The following is a 21,300-nucleotide window of genomic DNA, read 5'->3' on the forward strand; positions in this document are numbered from 1 at the left end:
AGGCGTTTACGCCGCATCCGGCATGAACAACGCGCACAGAATGCCGCCCATCACTGCGCCTTCACCCACTCCATCACTTCCGCCCACTCACCGCGAAAGACAACTTTTTCCGCTTTTTTCTCAAGCTGATAGCGATACATCGGGTCGTAATACTCTTCAAGCAGCGGCACCAGCCAGGCCATATGACCGTCGGTGCTGCCGATTGCGAGTTGCGTTGTCAGCGCCGCATCCAGCCGTGCCGCCAGTTCGTTATAGCGCTGTAATCCCAGCCGACGTTTAATTGCTGAAAGCCCATGATGCAGGTACTCGCAATACTCTTGCCAGCCCTGTTCTTCACCATATGCATGGGTAAAATCATGATGCATACGCAGGAAATACTCTTCGTTCAGGCGTTCAAGACGGATCTCAAACGGGTCTTCCACCACCGCAATCGCCGCCTGGGTCATTCGCTCGCGCAGACATTCCGGAAGGTGATTTGAACCAATCATCCGGCTTTCATCTTCCAGCACCCACAGGTGCAGATCCTGACGGGCGTCGGTTTTTAGCATTTCGGCGGCCAGCAGGTTTTCAAAACTCGTCTGGCTAAGTTGTGGTTGTAACGTGCGACCAAAAGCAGAACCACGATGGCGCGCCAGCCCTTCCAGATCAACACCGTTCGGTTGCTGTTGCACTAACAGCGTTTTGCCGCTGCCGGTACAACCGCCAATCAGCACTATCGGTTTTTTTGACAGTTCAATGGTCGCCTGAATCGCGGTCTGGCGCAGTGCCTTATAACCGCCTTCCACCAGCGGATAATCAATCCCTGCGTCATGCAGCCAGCGTTGCACAATATGTGAACGTTGACCGCCGCGGGCGCAGCAGAGAATACCTTGTGGATTTTGCCGGCACGCTGCCCGCCAGGCGTCCATGCGATGCTGACGAATTTCACCCGCCACCAGTTTATGCCCCAACGCCAGCGCCGCCTCTGATCCTTGCTGTTTATAGCAGGTGCCAACGGCGGCGCGTTCATCGTTATTCATTAACGGCAGGTTGATAGCGGCGGGCATTGCGCCTTGCTCAAACTCGATGGGGGCACGAACATCAATAATGGGCGTATCAGCAATCAGCAGGGCACGATAGTCCTGTTCCGTGTATCTCTCTTGCATAGTAAAAAGTGAACCTCAAATCAGCTTGCGCGCTATTTTACGCGCCAACGCGCAAGGAAACTTGATTTTTAACTACGTGGGTTGCCGAAAATTTCTAAAAAACCGCTGATTTCCGGCCTGCGCTGGGTAAACAAGGTCACAATATCTTCCACCGCTTTGCCGCTGCCAAACTTGCGCCATGCCAGACTTAATGGCGAAGGAGGGCGCATCGTCGGGATGACCCGGCTGACCAGTTGTTGATTATCAATCATCGACTGGCAAAGTGATTTTGGCAAAAAACCAATGCCAACGCCCGCCAGATGGGCGGCGATTTTCGTTTCCATATCAGGAACAATAATTTCCTTTTGTCCCGGCAAACGCCAGGCGACGCGTTTGGTTAAGGTTCGGGCGCTGTCTTCAATATTGACCGCCGGAAAGCGCCGTAACTGCGCTTCTGTTAGCGGCTCTTCAACGTTCGCCAGCGGATGATCCGCCGCGATAACAAAGCGCCATTGCACCGAACCTAAAGGATCAAGGCTAAAAGTATTTGCCAGTGCTTCGGTCCCCGTGACGCCGATAGCCAGGGAAAAGCCTTCGTACAATAGCGAATCCCAGACACCCATATAGATTTGTCGGGAGATGTGAAACTGGGTAAAGGGATAACGTTCATTCAGCCACGCCAGCAGTTGGGCGACGGCCTGGGGGTTGTAGAGCAGGTTGTTGATGACGATATTCACCTGGCGTTCCACGCCATCATTCACCTGTTGCAGCTCGCTGGGCATACTTTCCAGCCAGCTCAGCCAGTCTCTGGCCTGACAAAGCAGATGCTCGCCTGCCGCTGTCAACGTCACGCTGCGAGTCGTGCGGAAAAACAACGCCACCCCGGTATTCTCTTCCAGAAGTTTAATGCGATAACTGATAGTCGCCGTGGTTTTACATAATCGTTCAGCCGCTTTTGAAAAACTTCCTGTTTCAGCAACAGCAATAAAAGTTCGCAAGGTTTCTGGATCAAACATCTTCAGGTATCCCATTTTAAATCAGCAAGTTGCATGATTTTCTTGTCCTTTGATTTACCTGTATTTTCACATGATAACCCTGCGTGATTTGTGGACTAAATCTGGTTTTGGAAAAATATTCCAACTTTTGTATTGATGTTGTTCTCTTAAGGTTTTAGATTGCCTGTTATTGAAACCTGGCTGACCGGTCGGCGGTGGTTGAACGGAATTATGTTACAAGGACAAAAAGATGAAACTTCAGGTATTACCGTTAAGTCAGGAAGCCTTCAGTGCTTATGGCGACGTTATCGAAACGCAGCAACGGGATTTTTTCCATATAAACAATGGACTGGTGGAGCGTTATCACGATTTGGCGCTCGTTGAGATTCTTGAGCAAGACCGGACTCTTATCAGCATTAACCGCGCGCAACCGGCGAATCTGCCGCTGACCATCCACGAACTCGAACGCCATCCGTTGGGCACCCAGGCATTTATTCCGTTGAAAGGGGAAGCGTTTGTGGTGGTCGTGGCGTCAGGTGATGAAACCCCAGATCTGTCAACGCTGCGGGCGTTTATCACCAACGGTGAGCAGGGGGTGAATTACCATCGTAATGTCTGGCACCATCCGCTTTTCGCCTGGCAGCAGGTTACCGATTTTCTGACCATCGATCGCGGCGGCAGTGACAACTGTGATGTCGAAAGTATTCCTGAACAGGAACTCTGTTTTGCGTGACGCCTGGAACCGACTTGCATAAGATAAACTAATTGTTCATTGTTTATGCTCACTTGTAGGTCGGAGTTAACGTAGGTATGACGGAAGTTAGACGGCGCGGCAGGCCAGGACAGGCAGAGCCTGTGGCACAGAAGGGCGCACAGGCGTTAGAACGGGGAATTGCGATCCTGCAATATCTGGAAAAAAGTGGGGGAAGTTCATCGGTTAGCGATATTTCTCTCAATCTGGATTTGCCGCTCTCAACGACCTTTCGCTTGCTGAAGGTTTTACAGGCAGCGGATTTTGTCTATCAGGACAGTCAGTTAGGCTGGTGGCATATAGGATTAGGTGTCTTTAACGTCGGCGCGGCGTATATCCATAACCGCGATGTCCTCTCCGTTGCCGGGCCGTTTATGCGCCGCCTGATGTTGCTTTCCGGCGAGACGGTCAATGTCGCAATTCGTAACGGCAATGAAGCGGTTTTAATTGGTCAGTTAGAGTGTAAATCGATGGTCAGGATGTGCGCGCCGCTGGGCAGTCGTCTGCCGTTACATGCTTCCGGCGCAGGCAAGGCGCTGCTTTATCCGCTGGCGGAAGAGGAGCTGATGAGCATCATCCTGCAAACCGGTTTGCAGCAGTTTACGCCAACGACGCTTGTGGATATGCCCACCTTGCTGAAGGACCTGGAACAAGCGCGTGAACTGGGCTATACCGTAGATAAAGAAGAGCATGTTGTAGGCCTGAATTGCATAGCTTCAGCAATTTACGACGATGTAGGTAGTGTTGTTGCCGCTATCTCTATCTCCGGGCCTTCATCACGACTGACAGAAGATCGTTTTGTCAGCCAGGGTGAGCTGGTCAGAGACACCGCCCGCGATATTAGTACGGCGTTGGGACTGAAAGCACATCCATAGTGTCTGTCGCATCCCGCTCTGCGGAGCGGGTTTTTTTGACAAAAAATGAAAGTTGGAAAATTTTTCCAATTAATAGAGGTAGGAATAAAATGGCAAAAATGAGAGCCGTTGACGCGGCAATGTATGTGCTGGAGAAAGAAGGTATCACCACCGCCTTCGGCGTTCCGGGAGCAGCAATCAACCCTTTCTATTCAGCGATGCGTAAGCACGGCGGTATTCGTCACATCCTGGCGCGTCACGTAGAAGGTGCGTCGCACATGGCGGAAGGCTATACCCGCGCAACGGCAGGGAATATCGGCGTTTGTTTGGGGACTTCCGGGCCTGCGGGCACTGATATGATCACCGCGCTCTATTCTGCTTCTGCTGATTCCATTCCTATTTTGTGTATTACCGGTCAGGCTCCGCGCGCTCGTCTGCATAAAGAAGATTTCCAGGCGGTGGATATCGAAGCTATCGCCAAACCGGTCAGTAAAATGGCGGTTACTGTACGTGAAGCGGCGCTGGTGCCTCGTGTGCTGCAACAGGCATTTCACCTGATGCGTTCTGGTCGTCCGGGGCCGGTACTGGTGGATTTACCGTTCGACGTTCAGGTTGCGGAAATCGAGTTTGATCCTGACATGTACGAACCGCTGCCGGCCTACAAACCTGCTGCCAGCCGTATGCAGATCGAAAAAGCGGTAGAAATGTTAATTCAGGCCGAACGTCCGGTGATTGTTGCCGGGGGAGGGGTAATCAACGCCGATGCCGCGGCGCTGTTACAACAGTTTGCTGAACTGACCAGTGTTCCGGTGATCCCAACGCTGATGGGCTGGGGCTGTATTCCGGACGATCACGAACTGATGGCCGGGATGGTGGGGCTGCAAACCGCGCATCGCTACGGTAACGCAACGTTGCTGGCGTCCGACATGGTGTTTGGTATTGGTAACCGTTTTGCCAACCGTCATACCGGTTCGGTAGAGAAATACACCGAAGGGCGCAAAATCGTCCACATCGATATTGAGCCGACACAAATTGGCCGCGTGCTGTGTCCGGATCTGGGTATTGTCTCTGACGCTAAAGCGGCGCTGATGCTGCTGGTTGAAGTGGCGCAGGAGATGCAAAAAGCCGGGCGTCTGCCTTGTCGTAAAGAGTGGGTTGCAGAGTGCCAGCAGCGCAAACGCACTCTGCTGCGCAAAACCCACTTCGACAACGTGCCGGTGAAACCGCAGCGCGTGTATGAAGAGATGAACAAAGCCTTTGGACGCGATGTTTGCTATGTCACCACTATTGGTCTGTCGCAAATTGCCGCTGCACAAATGCTGCATGTCTTTAAAGACCGTCACTGGATCAACTGTGGTCAGGCAGGCCCGCTGGGCTGGACCATTCCGGCGGCGCTGGGCGTGTGTGCGGCTGATCCAGAGCGTAATGTGGTGGCGATTTCCGGTGACTTCGACTTCCAGTTCCTGATTGAAGAGTTAGCCGTTGGCGCACAGTTCAACATTCCGTACATCCATGTGCTGGTCAATAACGCCTATCTCGGCCTGATTCGCCAGTCGCAGCGTGCATTTGATATGGATTACTGCGTACAGCTCGCGTTCGAAAATATTAACTCCAGTGATGTGAACGGTTATGGCGTTGACCACGTGAAAGTAGCGGAAGGTTTAGGTTGTAAAGCCATTCGCGTCTTCAAACCGGAAGATATTGCTCCGGCCTTTGAACAGGCGAAAGCCTTAATGAATCAGTACCGTGTTCCGGTGGTAGTGGAAATTATGCTGGAGCGTGTGACTAATATTTCGATGGGCAGTGAACTGGATAACGTCATGGAATTTGAAGATATTGCGGATAACGCAGTGGACGCACCGACGGAAACCTGTTTCATGCACTATGAATAAGGGAGATAAATAATGTTACGTTTCTCTGCTAATTTATCGATGTTATTTGGCGAATATGATTTTCTCAGCCGTTTTGAGAAAGCCGCTCAGTGTGGTTTTCGCGGTGTTGAATTTATGTTTCCTTATGACTACGACATTGAAGAATTAAAACAGGTACTGGCGAGTAATAAACTTGAACATACGCTGCATAATTTACCGGCGGGTGACTGGGCGGCAGGCGAGCGGGGTATTGCCTGTATTCCAGGGCGTGAAGAAGAGTTTCGTGATGGCGTAGCAGCAGCAATTCGTTATGCCCGTGCGCTGGGTAATAAAAAAGTTAACTGTCTGGTCGGGAAAACACCAGCAGGCTTCAGCAGTGAACAGATTCACGCAACGCTTGTGGAAAATCTGCGTTATGCCGCGAATATGCTGATGAAAGAAGATATTTTATTATTGATTGAGCCAATCAACCATTTCGATATTCCTGGTTTTCATCTCACCGGAACTCAGCAGGCACTGAAACTGATTGAAGATGTTGGCTGCTGCAATGTAAAAATCCAGTATGACATTTATCATATGCAACGGATGGAAGGTGAATTAACCAATACCATAACCCAATGGGCCGATAAAATTGGTCATCTGCAAATCGCTGATAATCCACATCGCGGCGAACCAGGAACCGGAGAAATTAATTACGATTATCTCTTTACGGTAATTGAAAATTCTGACTACAACGGTTGGGTTGGGTGTGAATATAAACCCAAAACCACTACGGAAGCCGGTTTACGCTGGATGGAACCGTACCGTTAAAACGTAACGCTGTTCAGACAATGCTTTTTTAGGCCGCAACATCGGCAGGGGATCGTGTTGTCTGAATTCAGGAATGGCGACATTTAAAAGAGGTTAATTATGAAACTGGGATTTATTGGCTTAGGCATTATGGGCACCCCGATGGCCATTAATCTGGCGCGTGCCGGTCATCAATTACATGTCACGACCATTGGACCGGTTGCTGATGAATTACTGTCACTCGGTGCCGTTAATGTCGAAACCGCGCGCCAGGTAACGGACGCTGCCGACATCATTTTTATTATGGTGCCGGATACGCCGCATGTTGAAGAGGTTCTGTTTGGTGACAATGGCTGTACTAAAGCTGCGCTGAAGGGCAAAACCATTGTTGATATGAGTTCTATTTCACCGATTGAAACTAAACGTTTTGCTCGTCAGATAAATGAACTGGGTGGTGATTATCTCGATGCGCCCGTTTCCGGCGGTGAAATTGGCGCGCGTGAAGGGACGTTGTCGATTATGGTTGGCGGTGACGAAGCGGTATTTGAACGCGTGAAACCGCTGTTTGAACTGCTCGGTAAAAATATCACCCTCGTGGGCGGTAACGGCGACGGTCAAACCTGCAAAGTGGCGAACCAGATTATCGTGGCGCTCAATATTGAAGCGGTTTCTGAAGCCCTGTTGTTTGCTTCGAAAGCCGGTGCTGATCCTGTGCGTGTGCGTCAGGCGTTGATGGGCGGCTTTGCCTCCTCGCGCATTCTGGAAGTTCACGGAGAGCGTATGATTAAACGCACCTTTAATCCGGGCTTCAAAATCGCTCTGCACCAGAAAGATCTCAACCTGGCGCTACAAAGTGCGAAAGCGCTGGCGCTGAATCTGCCAAACACCGCGACCTGCCAGGAATTATTTAATACCTGTGCAGCAAACGGCGGCAGCCAGTTGGATCACTCTGCATTAGTGCAGGCGCTGGAATTAATGGCTAATCATAAACTGGCCTGATAAATGAGCATCATGGCTGATGAAGCTACGATGCCCGCAATAAATAATGGCCGATATCAAATAATTGATTCGGCCTGCAGTAAAAAAGAAAGCAGCCAACGATGTTGCTTCAGTATTAAATCTATTTTTTATTTTATTAGTTCCTCATAGCTAGATTAAAACAGCGTTATTCAATACGTGAAATTAAGAGGGATTTATGGAACATCAGAGAAAACTATTCCAGCAACGTGGCTATAGCGAAGATCTATTACCGAAAACGCAAAACCAGCGGACCTGGAAAACATTTAACTATTTTACCTTATGGATGGGGTCGGTACATAACGTTCCCAACTACGTAATGGTAGGTGGCTTTTTTATTCTCGGCTTGTCTACCTTTAGTATTATGCTGGCAATTATCCTTAGTGCCTTTTTTATTGCAGCGGTAATGGTATTAAACGGTGCGGCGGGCAGTAAATACGGCGTACCATTTGCCATGATCCTGCGTGCTTCTTACGGTGTACGTGGCGCACTGTTTCCCGGATTATTAAGAGGTGGTATTGCCGCTATCATGTGGTTTGGCCTGCAATGCTACGCGGGGTCACTGGCCTGCTTGATCCTGATTGGCAAAATCTGGCCGGGGTTTTTAACTCTCGGTGGTGATTTCACTCTGTTAGGACTTTCTCTACCCGGCCTGATTACCTTCTTGTTTTTTTGGCTGGTTAACGTTGGAATTGGCTTCGGTGGCTGCAAAGTTTTAAATAAATTCACCGCCATTCTTAACCCGTGCATCTATATCGTTTTCGGTGGCATGGCGATTTGGGCGATTTCGTTGGTTGGGATCGGTCCAATCCTCGACTACATCCCCAGTGGTGTACAGAAAGCAGAAAACAGTGGTTTCCTGTTCCTGGTGGTGATAAACGCGGTGGTTGCGGTCTGGGCAGCACCGGCGGTAAGCGCATCCGACTTTACGCAAAACGCCCACTCGTTTCGTGAGCAGGCGCTGGGGCAAACGCTGGGTCTGGTCGTGGCCTATATTCTGTTTGCGGTTGCTGGGGTAAGTATTATTGCCGGAGCCAGTATTCATTACGGCGCTGATACCTGGAACGTGCTGGATATTGTTCAACGTTGGGACAGCCTGTTCGCCTCATTCTTTGCGGTACTGGTTATTCTGATGACGACCATTTCGACTAACGCCACCGGTAATATTATTCCGGCCGGTTATCAGATTGCTGCTATTGCACCGACGAAACTGACCTATAAAAACGGCGTACTGATTGCCAGTATTATCAGCCTGCTGATCTGTCCGTGGAAATTAATGGAAAATCAGGACAGTATTTATCTGTTCCTCGATATTATCGGCGGAATGCTGGGGCCGGTAATTGGTGTGATGATGGCTCACTATTTCGTGGTCATGCGTGGGCAAATTAATCTTGATGAATTGTATACCGCATCCGGTGATTTTAAATACTACGATAACGGCTTTAACCTTACCGCGTTCTCAGTAACTCTGGTGGCGGTTATTTTATCTCTCGGCGGTAAATTTATTCCGCTCATGGAACCATTATCTCGAATTTCATGGTTTGTCGGCGTTATTGTCGCCTTTGCGGCTTACGCTTTATTAAAAAAACGCACAGCAATAGAAAAAACAGGAGAACAAAAAGTCACAGGTTAATTAATCCCGATATTGAACATTGAGTTAAAAAACCAATCTGTATTTTACAAGGAGTTTGTTATGTCTTTTGATTTAATTATTAAAAACGGCACTGTCATTTTAGAAAATGAAGCTCGCGTTGTAGATATCGCCGTTAAAGGCGGAAAAATTGCCGCTATCGGTCAGGAGCTGGGCGATGCAAAAGAAATTATGGATGCGTCTGGTCTGGTGGTCTCTCCGGGCATGGTTGATGCGCACACCCATATTTCTGAGCCAGGTCGCAGCCACTGGGAAGGTTATGAAACCGGCACTCGCGCAGCGGCAAAAGGCGGTATTACCACCATGATCGAAATGCCGCTCAACCAGTTGCCAGCTACCGTTGACCGCGCTTCTATTGAACTGAAGTTTGATGCCGCTAAAGGCAAGCTGACTATCGATGCGGCACAACTCGGTGGCCTGGTGTCTTACAACATCGACCGTCTGCATGAGCTGGATGAAGTGGGCGTTGTCGGCTTCAAATGCTTCGTCGCAACCTGTGGCGATCGCGGTATCGACAATGACTTCCGTGACGTCAATGACTGGCAGTTCTTCAAAGGCGCGCAGAAGCTGGGCGAACTGGGTCAGCCGGTGCTGGTGCACTGCGAAAACGCGCTGATCTGTGACGAACTGGGCGAAGAAGCGAAGCGTGAAGGCCGCGTAACCGCGCATGACTATGTCGCTTCGCGCCCGGTATTTACGGAAGTGGAAGCGATTCGCCGCGTACTGTATCTGGCAAAAGTTGCCGGTTGCCGTCTGCACGTTTGCCACATCAGCAGCCCGGAAGGTGTTGAAGAAGTGACTCGTGCGCGTCAGGAAGGTCAGGACGTTACCTGTGAATCCTGCCCGCATTACTTTGTGCTGGATACCGATCAGTTTGAAGAAATAGGCACTCTGGCGAAGTGTTCACCGCCGATCCGCGATTTGGAAAACCAGAACGGCATGTGGGAAAAACTGTTCAACGGTGAAATCGACTGCCTGGTTTCTGACCACTCTCCATGCCCTCCTGAAATGAAAGCCGGTAACATCATGAAAGCATGGGGCGGTATCGCTGGTCTGCAAAGCTGCATGGACGTGATGTTCGATGAAGCGGTACAGAAACGTGGTATGTCTCTGGCCATGTTCGGCAAATTAATGGCCACCAATGCGGCGGATATTTTCGGTTTGCAGCAAAAAGGCCGTATCGCCCCAGGAAAAGATGCCGACTTCGTCTTCATTCAGCCGAATAGCAGCTATGTTCTTACCAATGACGATTTGGAATATCGCCACAAAGTCAGCCCGTATGTTGGCCGTACCATTGGCGCGCGTATCACGAAAACCATCTTACGTGGTGATGTGATTTACGACATCGAACAGGGCTTCCCTGTTGCGCCTAAAGGTCAATTTATCCTTAAACATCAGCAGTAATCTGGCCCCTGCAATGCCCGCCGCGTGCGGGCATTCTCCGGTTAAGGTGTGTTTATGTTCAATTTTGTAGTCAGCCGCGAAAGCCTGTTATCAGGGTTTCAGTGGTTTTTCTTTATTTTTTGCAACACCGTTGTGGTTCCTCCTACGTTGCTTTCGGCTTTTCAGTTGCCGCAAAGTAGCCTGCTTACGCTCACCCAATATGCTTTTCTCTCTACCGCGCTGGCCTGTTTTGCTCAGGCATTCTGCGGTCATCGTCGCGCAATTATGGAAGGGCCGGGGGGCCTGTGGTGGGGAACCATCCTCACCATCACCCTCGGAGAAGCGTCGCGCGGTACACCGATCAACGATATCGCCACCAGTCTGGCGGTGGGAATTGCGCTCTCCGGCGTACTGACAATAATGATTGGTGTTAGTGGCTTAGGTCATCGCCTGGCGCGGTTATTTACCCCGACGGTGATGGTGCTGTTTATGCTGATGCTTGGCGCACAACTGACCAGCATCTTTTTTAAAGGTATGCTCGGGCTGCCGTTTGGCATAGCCGATCCTGATTTTAAAATTCAGTTACCGCCGTTCGCGCTCTCGGTGGCGGTAATGTGTCTGGTGCTGGCGATGATTATCTTTCTGCCGCAACGTTTTGCCCGTTACGGCTTGCTGGTCGGCACGATAACCGGGTGGTTGTTATGGCATTTTTGCTTTTCGTCCTCGCATTCGCTTTCCGGTGAGTTGCACTGGCAGTGGTTCCCGCTCGGCAGTGGTGGCACGTTGTCACCGGGAATTATTCTGACGGCGGTGATTACCGGTCTGGTTAATATCAGTAATACCTACGGTGCGATTCGCGGTACAGATGTTTTTTATCCGCAACAGGGCGCGGGGAATGCGCGTTATCGTCGCAGCTTTGTGGTGACCGGATTTATGACCCTGATAACCGTACCGTTGTCGGTAATTCCATTCTCGCCGTTTGTTTCATCAATTGGTTTATTAACCCAGACCGGCGATTACTCGCGACGCTCGTTTATTTATGGCAGCGTTATTTGTCTGCTGGTGGCGCTGATTCCTGCACTTACACGACTGTTCTGTAGTATTCCATTACCGGTGAGTAGCGCGGTTATGCTGGTTTCTTATCTACCGCTGCTCTTTTCTGCTCTGGTATTTAGCCAGCAAATAACTTTTACCGCTCGCAATATTTATCGCCTCGCATTGCCGTTATTTGTCGGCATATTTTTAATGGCATTACCGCCTGTGTATCTGCAAGATCTTCCATTAACGCTTCGTCCTCTACTCAGTAACGGCCTACTGGTCGGAATTTTACTGGCTGTTCTTATGGATAATCTAATTCCGTGGGAACGCATCGAATAATTTGTTGAAAAAGGATTAATAATGAAAATTGTCATTGCGCCAGACTCTTTTAAAGAGAGCTTAAGTGCAGAAAAATGTTGTCAGGCAATTAAAGCTGGATTTTCGACCCTCTTTCCCGATGCGCACTATATCTGTTTGCCGATAGCGGATGGTGGAGAGGGGACGGTTGATGCGATGGTTGCTGCGACGGGCGGCAAAATCGTGACGCATGAAGTCTGTGGACCGATGGGCGAAAAAGTGAATGCTTTTTATGGCATTACTGGGGATGGGAAAACGGCGGTGATCGAGATGGCGGCGGCAAGTGGCCTGATGCTGGTCGCACCTGAAAAGCGTAATCCGCTACTGGCGTCAAGTTATGGCACCGGTGAGTTAATTCGCCATGCGCTTGATAACAGCATTCGTCATATTATTCTCGGCATTGGCGGCAGCGCGACGGTAGACGGCGGCATGGGCATGGCGCAGGCACTCGGTGTGCGCTTTCTCGATGCTGATGGTCTGGTGCTGGCGGCAAATGGCGGTAATTTAGCCCGTGTGGCAAGCATTGAGATAGAGGAGCGCGATCCGCGTCTGGTGAGCTGCCATATCGAAGTCGCGTGCGATGTCGATAACCCGCTGGTAGGGGCACGCGGTGCGGCTACGGTGTTTGGCCCACAAAAGGGGGCAACGCCGGAAATGGTCGAAGAGCTGGAACAGGGGCTGCAAAATTACGCCCGTGTTTTACAACAGCAAACTGAAATTAACGTCTGCCAGATGGCAGGTGGCGGCGCAGCGGGCGGAATGGGCATTGCGGCGGCAGTGTTTCTCAATGCGGATATCAAACCGGGTATTGATATTGTGTTAAATGCGGTCAATCTTGCGCAGGCGGTGCAAGGTGCGGCGCTGGTGATCACCGGTGAGGGGCGCATTGACTCACAAACGGCAGGCGGTAAAGCGCCGCTGGGTGTGGCGTCAGTGGCGAAGAAATTAAATGTCCCGGTGATTGGGATTGCTGGCGTATTGGGTGATGGCGTGGAAGTGGTGCATCAATATGGTATCGACGCTGTTTTCAGTATACTGCCGCGGCTGGCACCTTTAGCCGAAGTGCTCGCCAGTGGTGAAACCAATCTCTTTAACAGCGCGCGGAATATTGCCTGTGCCATTAAAATAGGTCAGGGAATTAAACTCTGATTCTTACCTTAATAAAGTGGATGCGGTTCATATCGCATCCGTTCAGATTACTGACAACGTGCGTGTTGTGTATGCCGGTTCCGTCCTGGAAATCGCGAAAATTATCATGTAGGCCTGATAAGTGAAGCGCATCAGGTAATGTTGCGAAAAAAAAGCCACGGTATAAACCGTGGCGAAATCCAACATAGCTAAAATAAAAATCTCAGCGAGAGTGGTATTAATTAAATCTCAACGTCGCGGTTGCAATCTTTCGAATAAATATAACTAAACGCTTCACCGCGCCCTACGCCATAACCGGCTTGCAAGGAATATGCGCCCATAAAGATGTAATCGCCTTTTTTTACTGGGATCCAGTTATTGTCGAGGTTATAAACCCCCTGACCGGAAAGAATATAGGCACCGTGTTCCTGAACGTGGGTTTCGATATAACCGTGGCTGGCACCTGGCGCAAAAGAGAGGATATGCATGTTCATATCAAAGCCTAACTCTTTTGGCAGGAAGTCCAGCAGGATCACATCGTCCATACCTTCATAGTGAATACGTTCCAGTTCATTTGCATTGCCAGAAACCAGCCACGGCGTATGGCCTTCTACCGGAATATAACGGCGCTTATATAAGAAGATTTGGCTGTCTTCGGTCTGGGAATTAACAAACGTCATTAAGGAACCTGGCGGGCAATACAGATACCCACCTTCGCTTAAGTCAAATTTTTTCCCTTCAGCTTCGGCAGTGATATTTCCAGAAATCACATACAGGAAAGTTTCTATCCCATCGCCGCCGAAACCCTGCTGATTACCGCCGTTTTGATGCAGCGTGACCAGATAATCGACAAACGTAGCGCCCAGCTTTGGTGTAGACAGGATCGTCGAGTCACAATTTTCAAAGCCCGGAATAATATTTTTCACCAGGCCGTCTGGGGTTAACAGTGCGAAATTACCGTGTTTCACAATCGCGCGGTTAGCCAGTAAATCATCGCGGTAACCCGTGACGTTATTTAAATATCCCATTTATGACTCCTTATTTCTGCCAGGCAAGTTGATAAAGCATGAGTGCCAACGTTTTGACCCCTTCGGCAAGGTCGTTAATATTGGTGCGTTCCGCCGGGTTATGGCTGATCCCGTTAATGCTGGGAATGAAAATCATGCAGGTCGGCACGCGAGGCGCGAAAATTTGCGCGTCGTGTCCGGCACCGCTGTGCATTACCCGATAGTTCAGGGCTTCCTTCTTGCACAGCTCCGTCAGGGTGGCGACCAGTTCTTTGTTCATTGGCACGGGTTCTTCATCCATCCATAAATCGATATCAATACCGATATCCATTTCATCGCAAATCGCCCGCATGTCGTTTTCTAACCGTTGGGTGAAATCACGCAACACGGCGGCGTCAGTATGGCGACAATCAATAGTGAAAGTGGTTTTCCCCGGCACCACATTCACCGTATTCGGGCGCGGCTCCACCTTGCCAAAGGTGAGCACCAGCGGATCGCCCATCTTTTTCGCTTTTTCAACCGCTTGATTGCAAATGCGACTGAACGCGTAGACCGTATCACGACGATAGCCCATCGGCGTGGTGCCTGCATGGTTTGATTCGCCGTTCAGCGTCACCGTGTAGCGACGTTGCCCGACAATTGCATTCACGATGCCAATTGATTGACCATTACTTTCCAGCACACAGCCTTGTTCAATATGCAGTTCGACAAAGGCTTTGATGTCCTCGCGTGGTGGTAGCGGCGCGTTCGGCAGGACAAATCCGCAGGCGAGCATCGCATCAAGGAAGCTGTTGCCTTTGGCATCACAGATATTCCGCACATCGTCAGGATTCGCCAGACCGAAAATGTTTTTACTGCCCCAGAAGACATATGGGAAGCGGCTGCCTTCTTCTTCTGCCATCGCCACCACTTCGACTGTACGCAGCGGCGCGCCGTATTGCGTTTTCAGCCAGTCAATTGCCAGCCACGCCGCCAGTGCGCCGAATTGCCCGTCAAGGTTACCGCCGTTAACAACGGTATCGATATGCGAACCGCTCAGAACCACTTCCTGTGGGTATTCGGTGCCGCTCAGGCGGCCGTATAAATTCCCCACTTTGTCGAAATGTGTTTCCAGCCCGCTGACGGCCATTCTTTTTTTGAATTGTTGCTGGGTTTCCAGCCATTCCGGCGAATAAAGTAAACGGGTCATTCCACCCGTTGGGTCTGCGCCAAAAGAGGAAAGCCAGGGCAGCGTTTCTTCTATGGCCTGGCGAAAATGTGTGATCATAGGAAAGTCCTGTCTCAATTATTATTGTGCAAAGGGATTTTTCGTTTCATATGACGTGTTATAAAGCGCGTCGGAAATTAAATACTGGTAAATATCATCAACAATCTCGATACCTTCGACGGCGGCTTTGCGTTGTTTAATATCTTGATCCTGTCCGGGATAATAAACCTGGCTAAAACCGGGCGCGGGGGTAATGGCATTTAATTCGCACATGGTCTGGCTAAGATGTTGTCGGAATAATTCGCTGGAGGAGAAAAAGTCAGGATTAATTACCAGATGTAATTGCCCCAAATTACGTCCGGCGTGTAAATCGTCATACATTGAACTGACCTGACGCCCGAACGGTAAACCGAGTAACACGCCTGAAAGCAGATCAATCATCATCATCAGGCCATAACCTTTCGGTCCGGCAGCGGGCAGCAGGGCGTTAACCGAGAATGGATCGGCTGTTGGTGCTCCGTTTTTATCGACCGCCCAGGTCTCCGGAATAGACATATTGCGCGAGCGCGCGTCGAGTACTTTCCCCCATGCCTGTACGGTAGTCGCCATATCAAAGGTAAGGATCTCGTCACTTTCTCCCGGCGCGGCAAAGGCCAGTGGGTTAGTACCGTAGTAAATTTCCGCCCCACCAAATGGCACCACCATGGGATCGGACTGACACATCGAAATGCCAATTAATCCGGCGTGAGCTGCCTGCTGCACAAAATAAGAGATTGCACCGCTGTGCCCCATCCGACTAATGCCGACCACGGCAACGCCATTTTGTTGGGCGGTTTTGATGGCATGTTCCATAGCCATTTTTGCGGCAACCTGCCCGGCGGCGTTGTCGGCATGTAAAATTGCCGAGCACGGCCCTGTCTCCTCAAGACGGAATGCCGGTTCGCGGTTAGTGCCGCCTTTTGAAATGCGTTCTGCGTAGTATTCCACGCGTACCGCGCCATGAGAGTGGATCCCTCTGGCATCGGCGTAAACCAATACTTCAGCAACGGTTGCAGCGTGCTCACGTTTTAACCCAGCCAGGCAGAGTTTATTCTCAATTAGCTGGTGGAGTGTTTCCCGACTGATTTTCATCTGTCTTCCTTTTTAACGACGGTGTGAAGCATGACTGCAATTAACATACAGGGAAAATATCTGGATTATGTGATCCAGACAGGCAAAAAAATATAGTTAGAATTTATTTGATAATCCGCCTGTTTTTAATCTGATTTTTAAAATTACGTCGCTTGTTAAAAAATAACACGTAATGCTCTGGCGGTTATTTGATTTATTTTACTAATAATCTCTGTGTGATGTTTATCACCTTATTTACCATCGGCCGACGATACCGTAATTGACACATTAATACTGCTCGTGCAATTGCCATGGGTGCAATTTTTAAGGAGTTGTTATGATCCACGCCTTTATTAAAAAAGGGTGTTTTCAGGATTCGGTCAGTTTAATGATTATTTCACGAAAACTCAGCGAATCAGAAAATGTTGATGATGTTTCCGTAATGATGGGTACGCCCGCTAATAAAGCGTTATTAGAGACTACAGGTTTCTGGCATGACGATTTTAATAACGCCACGCCGAACGATATTTGCGTGGCAATTCGTAGCGAAGCGGCGGATGCGGGGATCGCGCAGGCGATTATGCAGCAGCTTGAAGAGGCGTTAAAGCAACTGGCGCAGGGGACGGTCAGCAGCGAGGCGTTAACGCAGGTGCGCCGCTGGGATAGCGCCTGTCAGAAATTACCCGCCGCTAATCTGGCGCTGATTTCAGTGGCGGGTGAGTACGCGGCGGAACTGGCTAATCAGGCGCTGGATCGCAACCTCAACGTGATGATGTTCTCCGATAACGTCACGCTGGAAGACGAAATCCAACTCAAAACTCATGCGCGGGAAAAAGGCTTGCTGGTGATGGGGCCGGATTGCGGTACGTCGATGATTGCCTCTACGCCGCTGGCTTTCGCTAATGTGATGCCGGAAGGCAATATTGGTGTCATTGGCGCTTCTGGTACAGGGATCCAGGAATTGTGCTCGCAGATTGCGCTGGCAGGGGAGGGGATCTCCCACGCAATTGGTCTGGGCGGGCGCGATCTCAGCCGTGAAGTGGGCGGCATCAGTGCGCTGACGGCGCTGGAAATGCTCAGTGCAGACGAGAAAAGCGAAGTGCTGGCGTTTGTCTCAAAACCGCCAGCCGAAGCCGTGCGCCTGAAAATTGTTAATGCCATGAAAGTAACCGGCAAACCGACGGTGGCGCTGTTTTTAGGTTATACCCCGACGGCGACTCGTGACGAGAATGTGTGGTTTGCCTCCTCGCTGGATGATGCCGCGCGTCTGGCTTGCCTGCTTTCACGCGTTACAGCGCGACGTAATGCGATAGCTCCGGCCAGCAGTGGATTTATTTGCGGCTTGTATACCGGCGGTACGCTGGCAGCCGAAGCGGCGGGATTACTCGCCGGACATCTGGGCGTGCCAGCCGACGATGCCCATCATCACGGCATGATGCTGGACGCTGATGGTCACCAGATCCTCGATCTGGGCGATGATTTCTACACCGTCGGGCGTCCCCATCCGATGATCGACCCGACGTTACGTAATCTGTTGATTGCCGATCTCGGTGCTAAACCACAAGTGCGTGTATTGCTACTCGATGTGGTGATTGGTTTTGGTGCGACTGCCGATCCTGCCGCCTCGCTGGTAAGCGCATGGCAACAAGCCTGTGACGCCCGTCCAGATAGTCAACCTCTGTATGCCATTGCCACGGTGACGGGTACTGAACGTGACCCGCAATGCCGTTCGCAACAAATTGCCACACTGGAAGATGCGGGGATCGCGGTGGTCAGTTCACTGCCTGAAGCCACGTTGCTGGCGGCGGCGCTGATTCATCCGCTTTCGCCAGCCACGCATAAATACACTCCATCATTACTGAAAAACGTCGCTGTGATTAACGCCGGGTTACGCAGTTTTGCGCTGGATCTTCAAAGTGCCAGCAAACCGGTAGTGCATTACCAATGGGTGCCAGCCGCTGGCGGCAATAAAAAACTGGCTCGTTTATTAGAACGTTTGCAATAAGGGGTTCCCATGTTTACATCAGTGGCGCAAGCCAATACTGCGGTTATCGAACAAATTCGTCGCGCTCGTCCACACTGGCTGGATGTGCAACCGGCTTCTTCACTCATTAGTGCGTTAAATCAGGGTAAAACACTGCTTCACGCCGGGCCACCGATGCGCTGGCAGGAGATGACCGGGCCAATGAAAGGAGCGTGCGTGGGCGCATGTCTGTTTGAAGGCTGGGCAAAAGATGAAGCGCAGGCTTTGGCGATGCTGGAGCAGGGGGAAGTGAACTTCATTCCTTGCCACCATGTGAATGCTGTCGGGCCAATGGGCGGTATTACCTCTGCCAGTATGCCGATGCTGGTGGTTGAGAATGTGACCGACGGTAACCGGGCGTATTGCAACCTCAACGAAGGTATCGGCAAAGTGATGCGTTTCGGTGCCTATGGCGAAGATGTTCTGACTCGCCATCGCTGGATGCGCGATGTGTTGATGCCAGTATTAAGCGCCGCGCTGGGGCGCATGGAGCATGGTATCGATCTCACCGCGATGATGGCGCAGGGCATTACGATGGGCGATGAGTTCCATCAACGCAACATTGCTTCCTCAGCACTGTTGATGCGTGCGCTGGCACCGCAAATCGCCCGTCTCGATCACGATAAACAGCAAATCGCGGAGGTGATGGACTTCCTTAGCGTGACCGATCAGTTCTTCCTCAATCTCGCGATGGCCTATTGCAAGGCGGCGATGGATGCAGGCGCGATGATCCGCGCGGGCAGCATCGTTACGGCAATGACCCGCAACGGCAATATGTTTGGGATTCGGGTAAGCGGTCTGGGCGATCGCTGGTTTACTGCGCCAGTTAACACTCCACAAGGTCTGTTTTTCTCCGGCTTCTCGCAGGAGCAGGCGAATCCGGATATGGGCGATAGCGCGATTACCGAAACCTTTGGTATCGGTGGAGCGGCAATGATCGCCGCCCCAGGCGTAACGCGCTTTGTCGGTGCGGGTGGCGTGGAGGCTGCAAGAACGGTATCTGAAGAGATGGCGGAAATCTTCCTTGAACGCAATATGCAGTTGCCGATCCCCGGCTGGGATTTCCAGGGCGCATGTCTGGGGCTGGATATTCGTCGCGTTGTGGAAACCGGCATTACGCCGCTCATCAATACTGGTATCGCCCATAAAGAAGCGGGGATCGGGCAGATAGGGGCAGGCACTGTACGGGCACCGCTGGCCTGCTTTGAACAGGCGCTGGAAGCCCTGGCTGAAAGTATGGGTATTGGTTGAGGAACGCGCGATGACGATCATCCATCCTCTGCTTGCCAGTCGTAGCGCACCAGACTATCGCCAGTCCTGGCGGTTAGCGGGCGTCTGGCGGCGGGCGATTAATCTGCTGACGGAAAGCGGCGAACTGTTAACGCTGCATCGTCAGGGAAGTGGTTTCGGCCCCGGAGGATGGGTGCTTCGCCGCGCGCAATTCGATGCGTTATGCGGTGGATTACGTGGCAATGAACGACCGCAAGTTGTGGCTCAAGGGATTTGCCTCGGGCGTTTTACGGTTAAACAGCCACAGCGTTATTGTTTGCTACGTATTACGCCGCCTGCGCATCCTCAACCGCTTGCCGCTGCATGGATGCAACGCGCGGAGGAAACCGGGCTTTTTGGGCCACTGGTGTTGGCGCTAAGCGATCCGCTACCCGCTGAATTGCGCCAGTTTCGTCACTGTTTTCAGACCGCACTCAATGGCGTTAAGACCGACTGGCGGCACTGGCTGGGCAAAGGTCCGGGATTAACGCCAAGTCATGATGACACGCTGAGCGGAATGCTGCTGGCGGCCTGGTATTATGGCGCTTTAGATGCGCGCTCCGGTCGCCCGTTTTTTGCCTGTTCCGACAATCTTCAACGCGTTACCACGGCGGTGAGCGTTAGTTATTTGCGTTACGCCGCCCAAGGCTATTTCGCCTCGCCACTCCTGCACTTTGTTCATGCTCTGAGTTGCCCGAAACGTATCGAAGCAGCGATTGATTCGCTGTTGGCGCTGGGGCATACGTCAGGGGCAGATACGCTGCTGGGGTTCTGGCTTGGTCAACAATTATTACAAGGAACACCATGAAAACACTGGTTGTAGCTCTTGGGGGCAACGCCTTACTCCAGCGCGGTGAGGCGCTGACGGCAGAAAATCAATATCGCAATATTGCCAGTGCTGTACCCGCGCTGGCACGTCTGGCGCGTTCTTATCGGCTGGCGATTGTTCACGGCAACGGGCCGCAGGTGGGGCTGCTGGCGTTACAGAATCTGGCGTGGAAAGAGGTGGAACCGTATCCGCTGGATGTGCTGGTGGCGGAAAGCCAGGGGATGATTGGCTATATGCTGGCGCAGAGTTTGAGCGCACAGCCGCAGATGCCACCGGTGACGACGGTGCTGACGCGCATTGAAGTTTCACCTGATGATCCGGCATTTTCGCAGCCAGAGAAGTTTATCGGTCCGGTTTATCAGCCGGAAGAGCAAGAGTCGCTGGAAACGGCATATGGCTGGCAGATGAAACGCGACGGTAAATACTTGCGCCGGGTGGTGGCATCTCCACAACCGCGTAAAATTCTCGACAGCGAAGCCATTGAGTTGTTGCTCAAAGAGGGGCATGTGGTGATTTGCAGTGGCGGCGGCGGTGTTCCGGTGACGGATGACGGAGCTGGGAGTGAAGCGGTGATTGATAAAGATCTCGCCGCTGCGTTGCTCGCCAGGCAGATTAATGCCGATGGGCTGGTGATCCTCACCGATGCTGATGCGGTATATGAAAACTGGGGAACGCCACAGCAACGCGCCATTCGCCATGCCACACCGGATGAGTTAGCGCCATTTGCCAAAGCCGATGGTTCGATGGGGCCGAAGGTGACGGCGGTGAGTGGTTATGTCAGAAGCCGTGGTAAACCCGCGTGGATTGGTGCGTTATCGCGAATTGAAGAGACGCTGGCGGGCGAGGCGGGAACCTGTATTTCGTTGTCGTCGTAGGCATTTGTGCCTGATGCGATGC

General features: G+C 51.4%; 18 protein-coding genes. 13 read left to right on the forward strand and 5 right to left on the reverse strand.

Annotation, left to right across the window (positions count from 1 at the left end):
- Positions 1-50: 50 nt before the first annotated feature.
- A complete protein-coding gene (mnmH, locus tag A1WG_RS06645; RefSeq protein ID WP_001515919.1) occupies positions 51-1,145 on the reverse strand; it encodes a tRNA 2-selenouridine(34) synthase MnmH in 1,095 nt (364 codons plus the stop codon).
- 68 nt (positions 1,146-1,213) lie between these two features.
- Positions 1,214-2,140 carry an HTH-type transcriptional activator AllS gene (allS, locus tag A1WG_RS06640; protein WP_000460115.1) on the reverse strand — a complete coding sequence of 309 codons (927 nt, stop codon included), beginning with the start codon at positions 2,138-2,140 and terminating at the stop codon, positions 1,214-1,216.
- Between the two features lie 229 nt (positions 2,141-2,369).
- Here allS and allA point away from each other — a divergent pair, with 229 nt between their 5' ends.
- The 9 genes from allA to glxK all read left to right on the forward strand — a co-directional run bounded on the left by allA (position 2,370) and on the right by glxK (position 12,979).
- Positions 2,370-2,852: an ureidoglycolate lyase gene (gene allA, locus A1WG_RS06635; RefSeq protein ID WP_000776381.1), complete on the forward strand. Its 483-nt coding sequence runs from the start codon at positions 2,370-2,372 to the stop codon at positions 2,850-2,852.
- 77 nt (positions 2,853-2,929) lie between these two features.
- Complete coding sequence (allR, locus tag A1WG_RS06630) at positions 2,930-3,745, forward strand: HTH-type transcriptional repressor AllR (protein ID WP_000141275.1); 816 nt, start codon at positions 2,930-2,932, stop codon at positions 3,743-3,745.
- Between the two features lie 89 nt (positions 3,746-3,834).
- Positions 3,835-5,616, forward strand: a complete 1,782-nt coding sequence (gcl, locus tag A1WG_RS06625) for a glyoxylate carboligase (RefSeq protein WP_001515920.1) — start codon at positions 3,835-3,837, stop codon at positions 5,614-5,616.
- Between the two features lie 12 nt (positions 5,617-5,628).
- Positions 5,629-6,405 (forward strand): hydroxypyruvate isomerase, encoded by a 777-nt coding sequence (gene hyi, locus A1WG_RS06620; protein WP_001515921.1) that lies wholly within the window; start codon positions 5,629-5,631, stop codon positions 6,403-6,405.
- A 99-nt stretch (positions 6,406-6,504) separates the two neighbouring features.
- Entirely contained in the window at positions 6,505-7,383 is an 879-nt protein-coding gene (glxR, locus tag A1WG_RS06615; protein WP_001515922.1) for a 2-hydroxy-3-oxopropionate reductase, read from the forward strand.
- A gap of 196 nt (positions 7,384-7,579) precedes the next feature.
- Entirely contained in the window at positions 7,580-9,034 is a 1,455-nt protein-coding gene (locus A1WG_RS06610) for an allantoin transporter (RefSeq protein ID WP_016242604.1), read from the forward strand.
- 60 nt (positions 9,035-9,094) lie between these two features.
- Entirely contained in the window at positions 9,095-10,456 is a 1,362-nt protein-coding gene (gene allB, locus A1WG_RS06605) for an allantoinase AllB (RefSeq protein WP_000006909.1), read from the forward strand.
- 54 nt (positions 10,457-10,510) lie between these two features.
- On the forward strand, positions 10,511-11,812 hold the full coding sequence (locus A1WG_RS06600) for a uracil/xanthine transporter (RefSeq protein ID WP_001515923.1): 1,302 nt from the start codon (positions 10,511-10,513) through the stop codon (positions 11,810-11,812).
- A 21-nt stretch (positions 11,813-11,833) separates the two neighbouring features.
- Positions 11,834-12,979, forward strand: coding sequence for a glycerate 3-kinase (gene glxK / locus A1WG_RS06595; RefSeq protein ID WP_001515924.1), 1,146 nt, complete (start codon positions 11,834-11,836; stop codon positions 12,977-12,979).
- A 221-nt stretch (positions 12,980-13,200) separates the two neighbouring features.
- On the opposite strand, the gene allE is transcribed toward glxK, so the two are convergent.
- From allE to allD, 3 genes are read right to left on the reverse strand one after another with little or no spacing between them, the layout of a single operon-like run.
- Entirely contained in the window at positions 13,201-13,986 is a 786-nt protein-coding gene (allE, locus tag A1WG_RS06590) for a (S)-ureidoglycine aminohydrolase (RefSeq protein ID WP_001515925.1), read from the reverse strand.
- 10 nt (positions 13,987-13,996) lie between these two features.
- Positions 13,997-15,232, reverse strand: coding sequence for an allantoate deiminase (allC, locus tag A1WG_RS06585; protein WP_001515926.1), 1,236 nt, complete (start codon positions 15,230-15,232; stop codon positions 13,997-13,999).
- Between the two features lie 21 nt (positions 15,233-15,253).
- Complete coding sequence (gene allD / locus A1WG_RS06580) at positions 15,254-16,303, reverse strand: ureidoglycolate dehydrogenase (protein ID WP_001515927.1); 1,050 nt, start codon at positions 16,301-16,303, stop codon at positions 15,254-15,256.
- A gap of 316 nt (positions 16,304-16,619) precedes the next feature.
- Here allD and A1WG_RS06575 point away from each other — a divergent pair, with 316 nt between their 5' ends.
- The 4 genes from A1WG_RS06575 to A1WG_RS06560 are packed head-to-tail and all read left to right on the forward strand — an operon-like array spanning position 16,620 to position 21,278.
- A complete protein-coding gene (locus A1WG_RS06575; RefSeq protein ID WP_001515928.1) occupies positions 16,620-18,287 on the forward strand; it encodes an acyl-CoA synthetase FdrA in 1,668 nt (555 codons plus the stop codon).
- Positions 18,288-18,296: 9 nt separating this feature from the next.
- Positions 18,297-19,556 (forward strand): YlbE family protein, encoded by a 1,260-nt coding sequence (locus A1WG_RS06570; protein WP_000495419.1) that lies wholly within the window; start codon positions 18,297-18,299, stop codon positions 19,554-19,556.
- A gap of 10 nt (positions 19,557-19,566) precedes the next feature.
- On the forward strand, positions 19,567-20,382 hold the full coding sequence (locus tag A1WG_RS06565) for an oxamate carbamoyltransferase subunit AllH family protein (RefSeq protein WP_001515929.1): 816 nt from the start codon (positions 19,567-19,569) through the stop codon (positions 20,380-20,382).
- On the forward strand, positions 20,379-21,278 hold the full coding sequence (locus A1WG_RS06560; protein ID WP_000855393.1) for a carbamate kinase: 900 nt from the start codon (positions 20,379-20,381) through the stop codon (positions 21,276-21,278). The genes A1WG_RS06565 and A1WG_RS06560 overlap by 4 nt, the downstream gene beginning before the upstream one ends.
- The last annotated feature ends 22 nt before the right edge of the window (positions 21,279-21,300 follow it).

The organism is Escherichia sp. KTE96, assembly GCF_000408525.1.
GTDB lineage: Bacteria > Pseudomonadota > Gammaproteobacteria > Enterobacterales > Enterobacteriaceae > Escherichia > Escherichia marmotae.

What these genes read in the sequence shown, in the direction of transcription:
- mnmH (WP_001515919.1), bottom strand. Translation starts at nt 1,145, where the DNA reads ATGCAAGAGAGATACACGGAACAGGACTATCGTGCCCTGCTGATTGCT.
- allS (WP_000460115.1), bottom strand. Translation starts at nt 2,140, where the DNA reads ATGTTTGATCCAGAAACCTTGCGAACTTTTATTGCTGTTGCTGAAACA.
- allA (WP_000776381.1), top strand. Translation starts at nt 2,370, where the DNA reads ATGAAACTTCAGGTATTACCGTTAAGTCAGGAAGCCTTCAGTGCTTAT.
- allR (WP_000141275.1), top strand. Translation starts at nt 2,930, where the DNA reads ATGACGGAAGTTAGACGGCGCGGCAGGCCAGGACAGGCAGAGCCTGTG.
- gcl (WP_001515920.1), top strand. Translation starts at nt 3,835, where the DNA reads ATGGCAAAAATGAGAGCCGTTGACGCGGCAATGTATGTGCTGGAGAAA.
- hyi (WP_001515921.1), top strand. Translation starts at nt 5,629, where the DNA reads ATGTTACGTTTCTCTGCTAATTTATCGATGTTATTTGGCGAATATGAT.
- glxR (WP_001515922.1), top strand. Translation starts at nt 6,505, where the DNA reads ATGAAACTGGGATTTATTGGCTTAGGCATTATGGGCACCCCGATGGCC.
- A1WG_RS06610 (WP_016242604.1), top strand. Translation starts at nt 7,580, where the DNA reads ATGGAACATCAGAGAAAACTATTCCAGCAACGTGGCTATAGCGAAGAT.
- allB (WP_000006909.1), top strand. Translation starts at nt 9,095, where the DNA reads ATGTCTTTTGATTTAATTATTAAAAACGGCACTGTCATTTTAGAAAAT.
- A1WG_RS06600 (WP_001515923.1), top strand. Translation starts at nt 10,511, where the DNA reads ATGTTCAATTTTGTAGTCAGCCGCGAAAGCCTGTTATCAGGGTTTCAG.
- glxK (WP_001515924.1), top strand. Translation starts at nt 11,834, where the DNA reads ATGAAAATTGTCATTGCGCCAGACTCTTTTAAAGAGAGCTTAAGTGCA.
- allE (WP_001515925.1), bottom strand. Translation starts at nt 13,986, where the DNA reads ATGGGATATTTAAATAACGTCACGGGTTACCGCGATGATTTACTGGCT.
- allC (WP_001515926.1), bottom strand. Translation starts at nt 15,232, where the DNA reads ATGATCACACATTTTCGCCAGGCCATAGAAGAAACGCTGCCCTGGCTT.
- allD (WP_001515927.1), bottom strand. Translation starts at nt 16,303, where the DNA reads ATGAAAATCAGTCGGGAAACACTCCACCAGCTAATTGAGAATAAACTC.
- A1WG_RS06575 (WP_001515928.1), top strand. Translation starts at nt 16,620, where the DNA reads ATGATCCACGCCTTTATTAAAAAAGGGTGTTTTCAGGATTCGGTCAGT.
- A1WG_RS06570 (WP_000495419.1), top strand. Translation starts at nt 18,297, where the DNA reads ATGTTTACATCAGTGGCGCAAGCCAATACTGCGGTTATCGAACAAATT.
- A1WG_RS06565 (WP_001515929.1), top strand. Translation starts at nt 19,567, where the DNA reads ATGACGATCATCCATCCTCTGCTTGCCAGTCGTAGCGCACCAGACTAT.
- A1WG_RS06560 (WP_000855393.1), top strand. Translation starts at nt 20,379, where the DNA reads ATGAAAACACTGGTTGTAGCTCTTGGGGGCAACGCCTTACTCCAGCGC.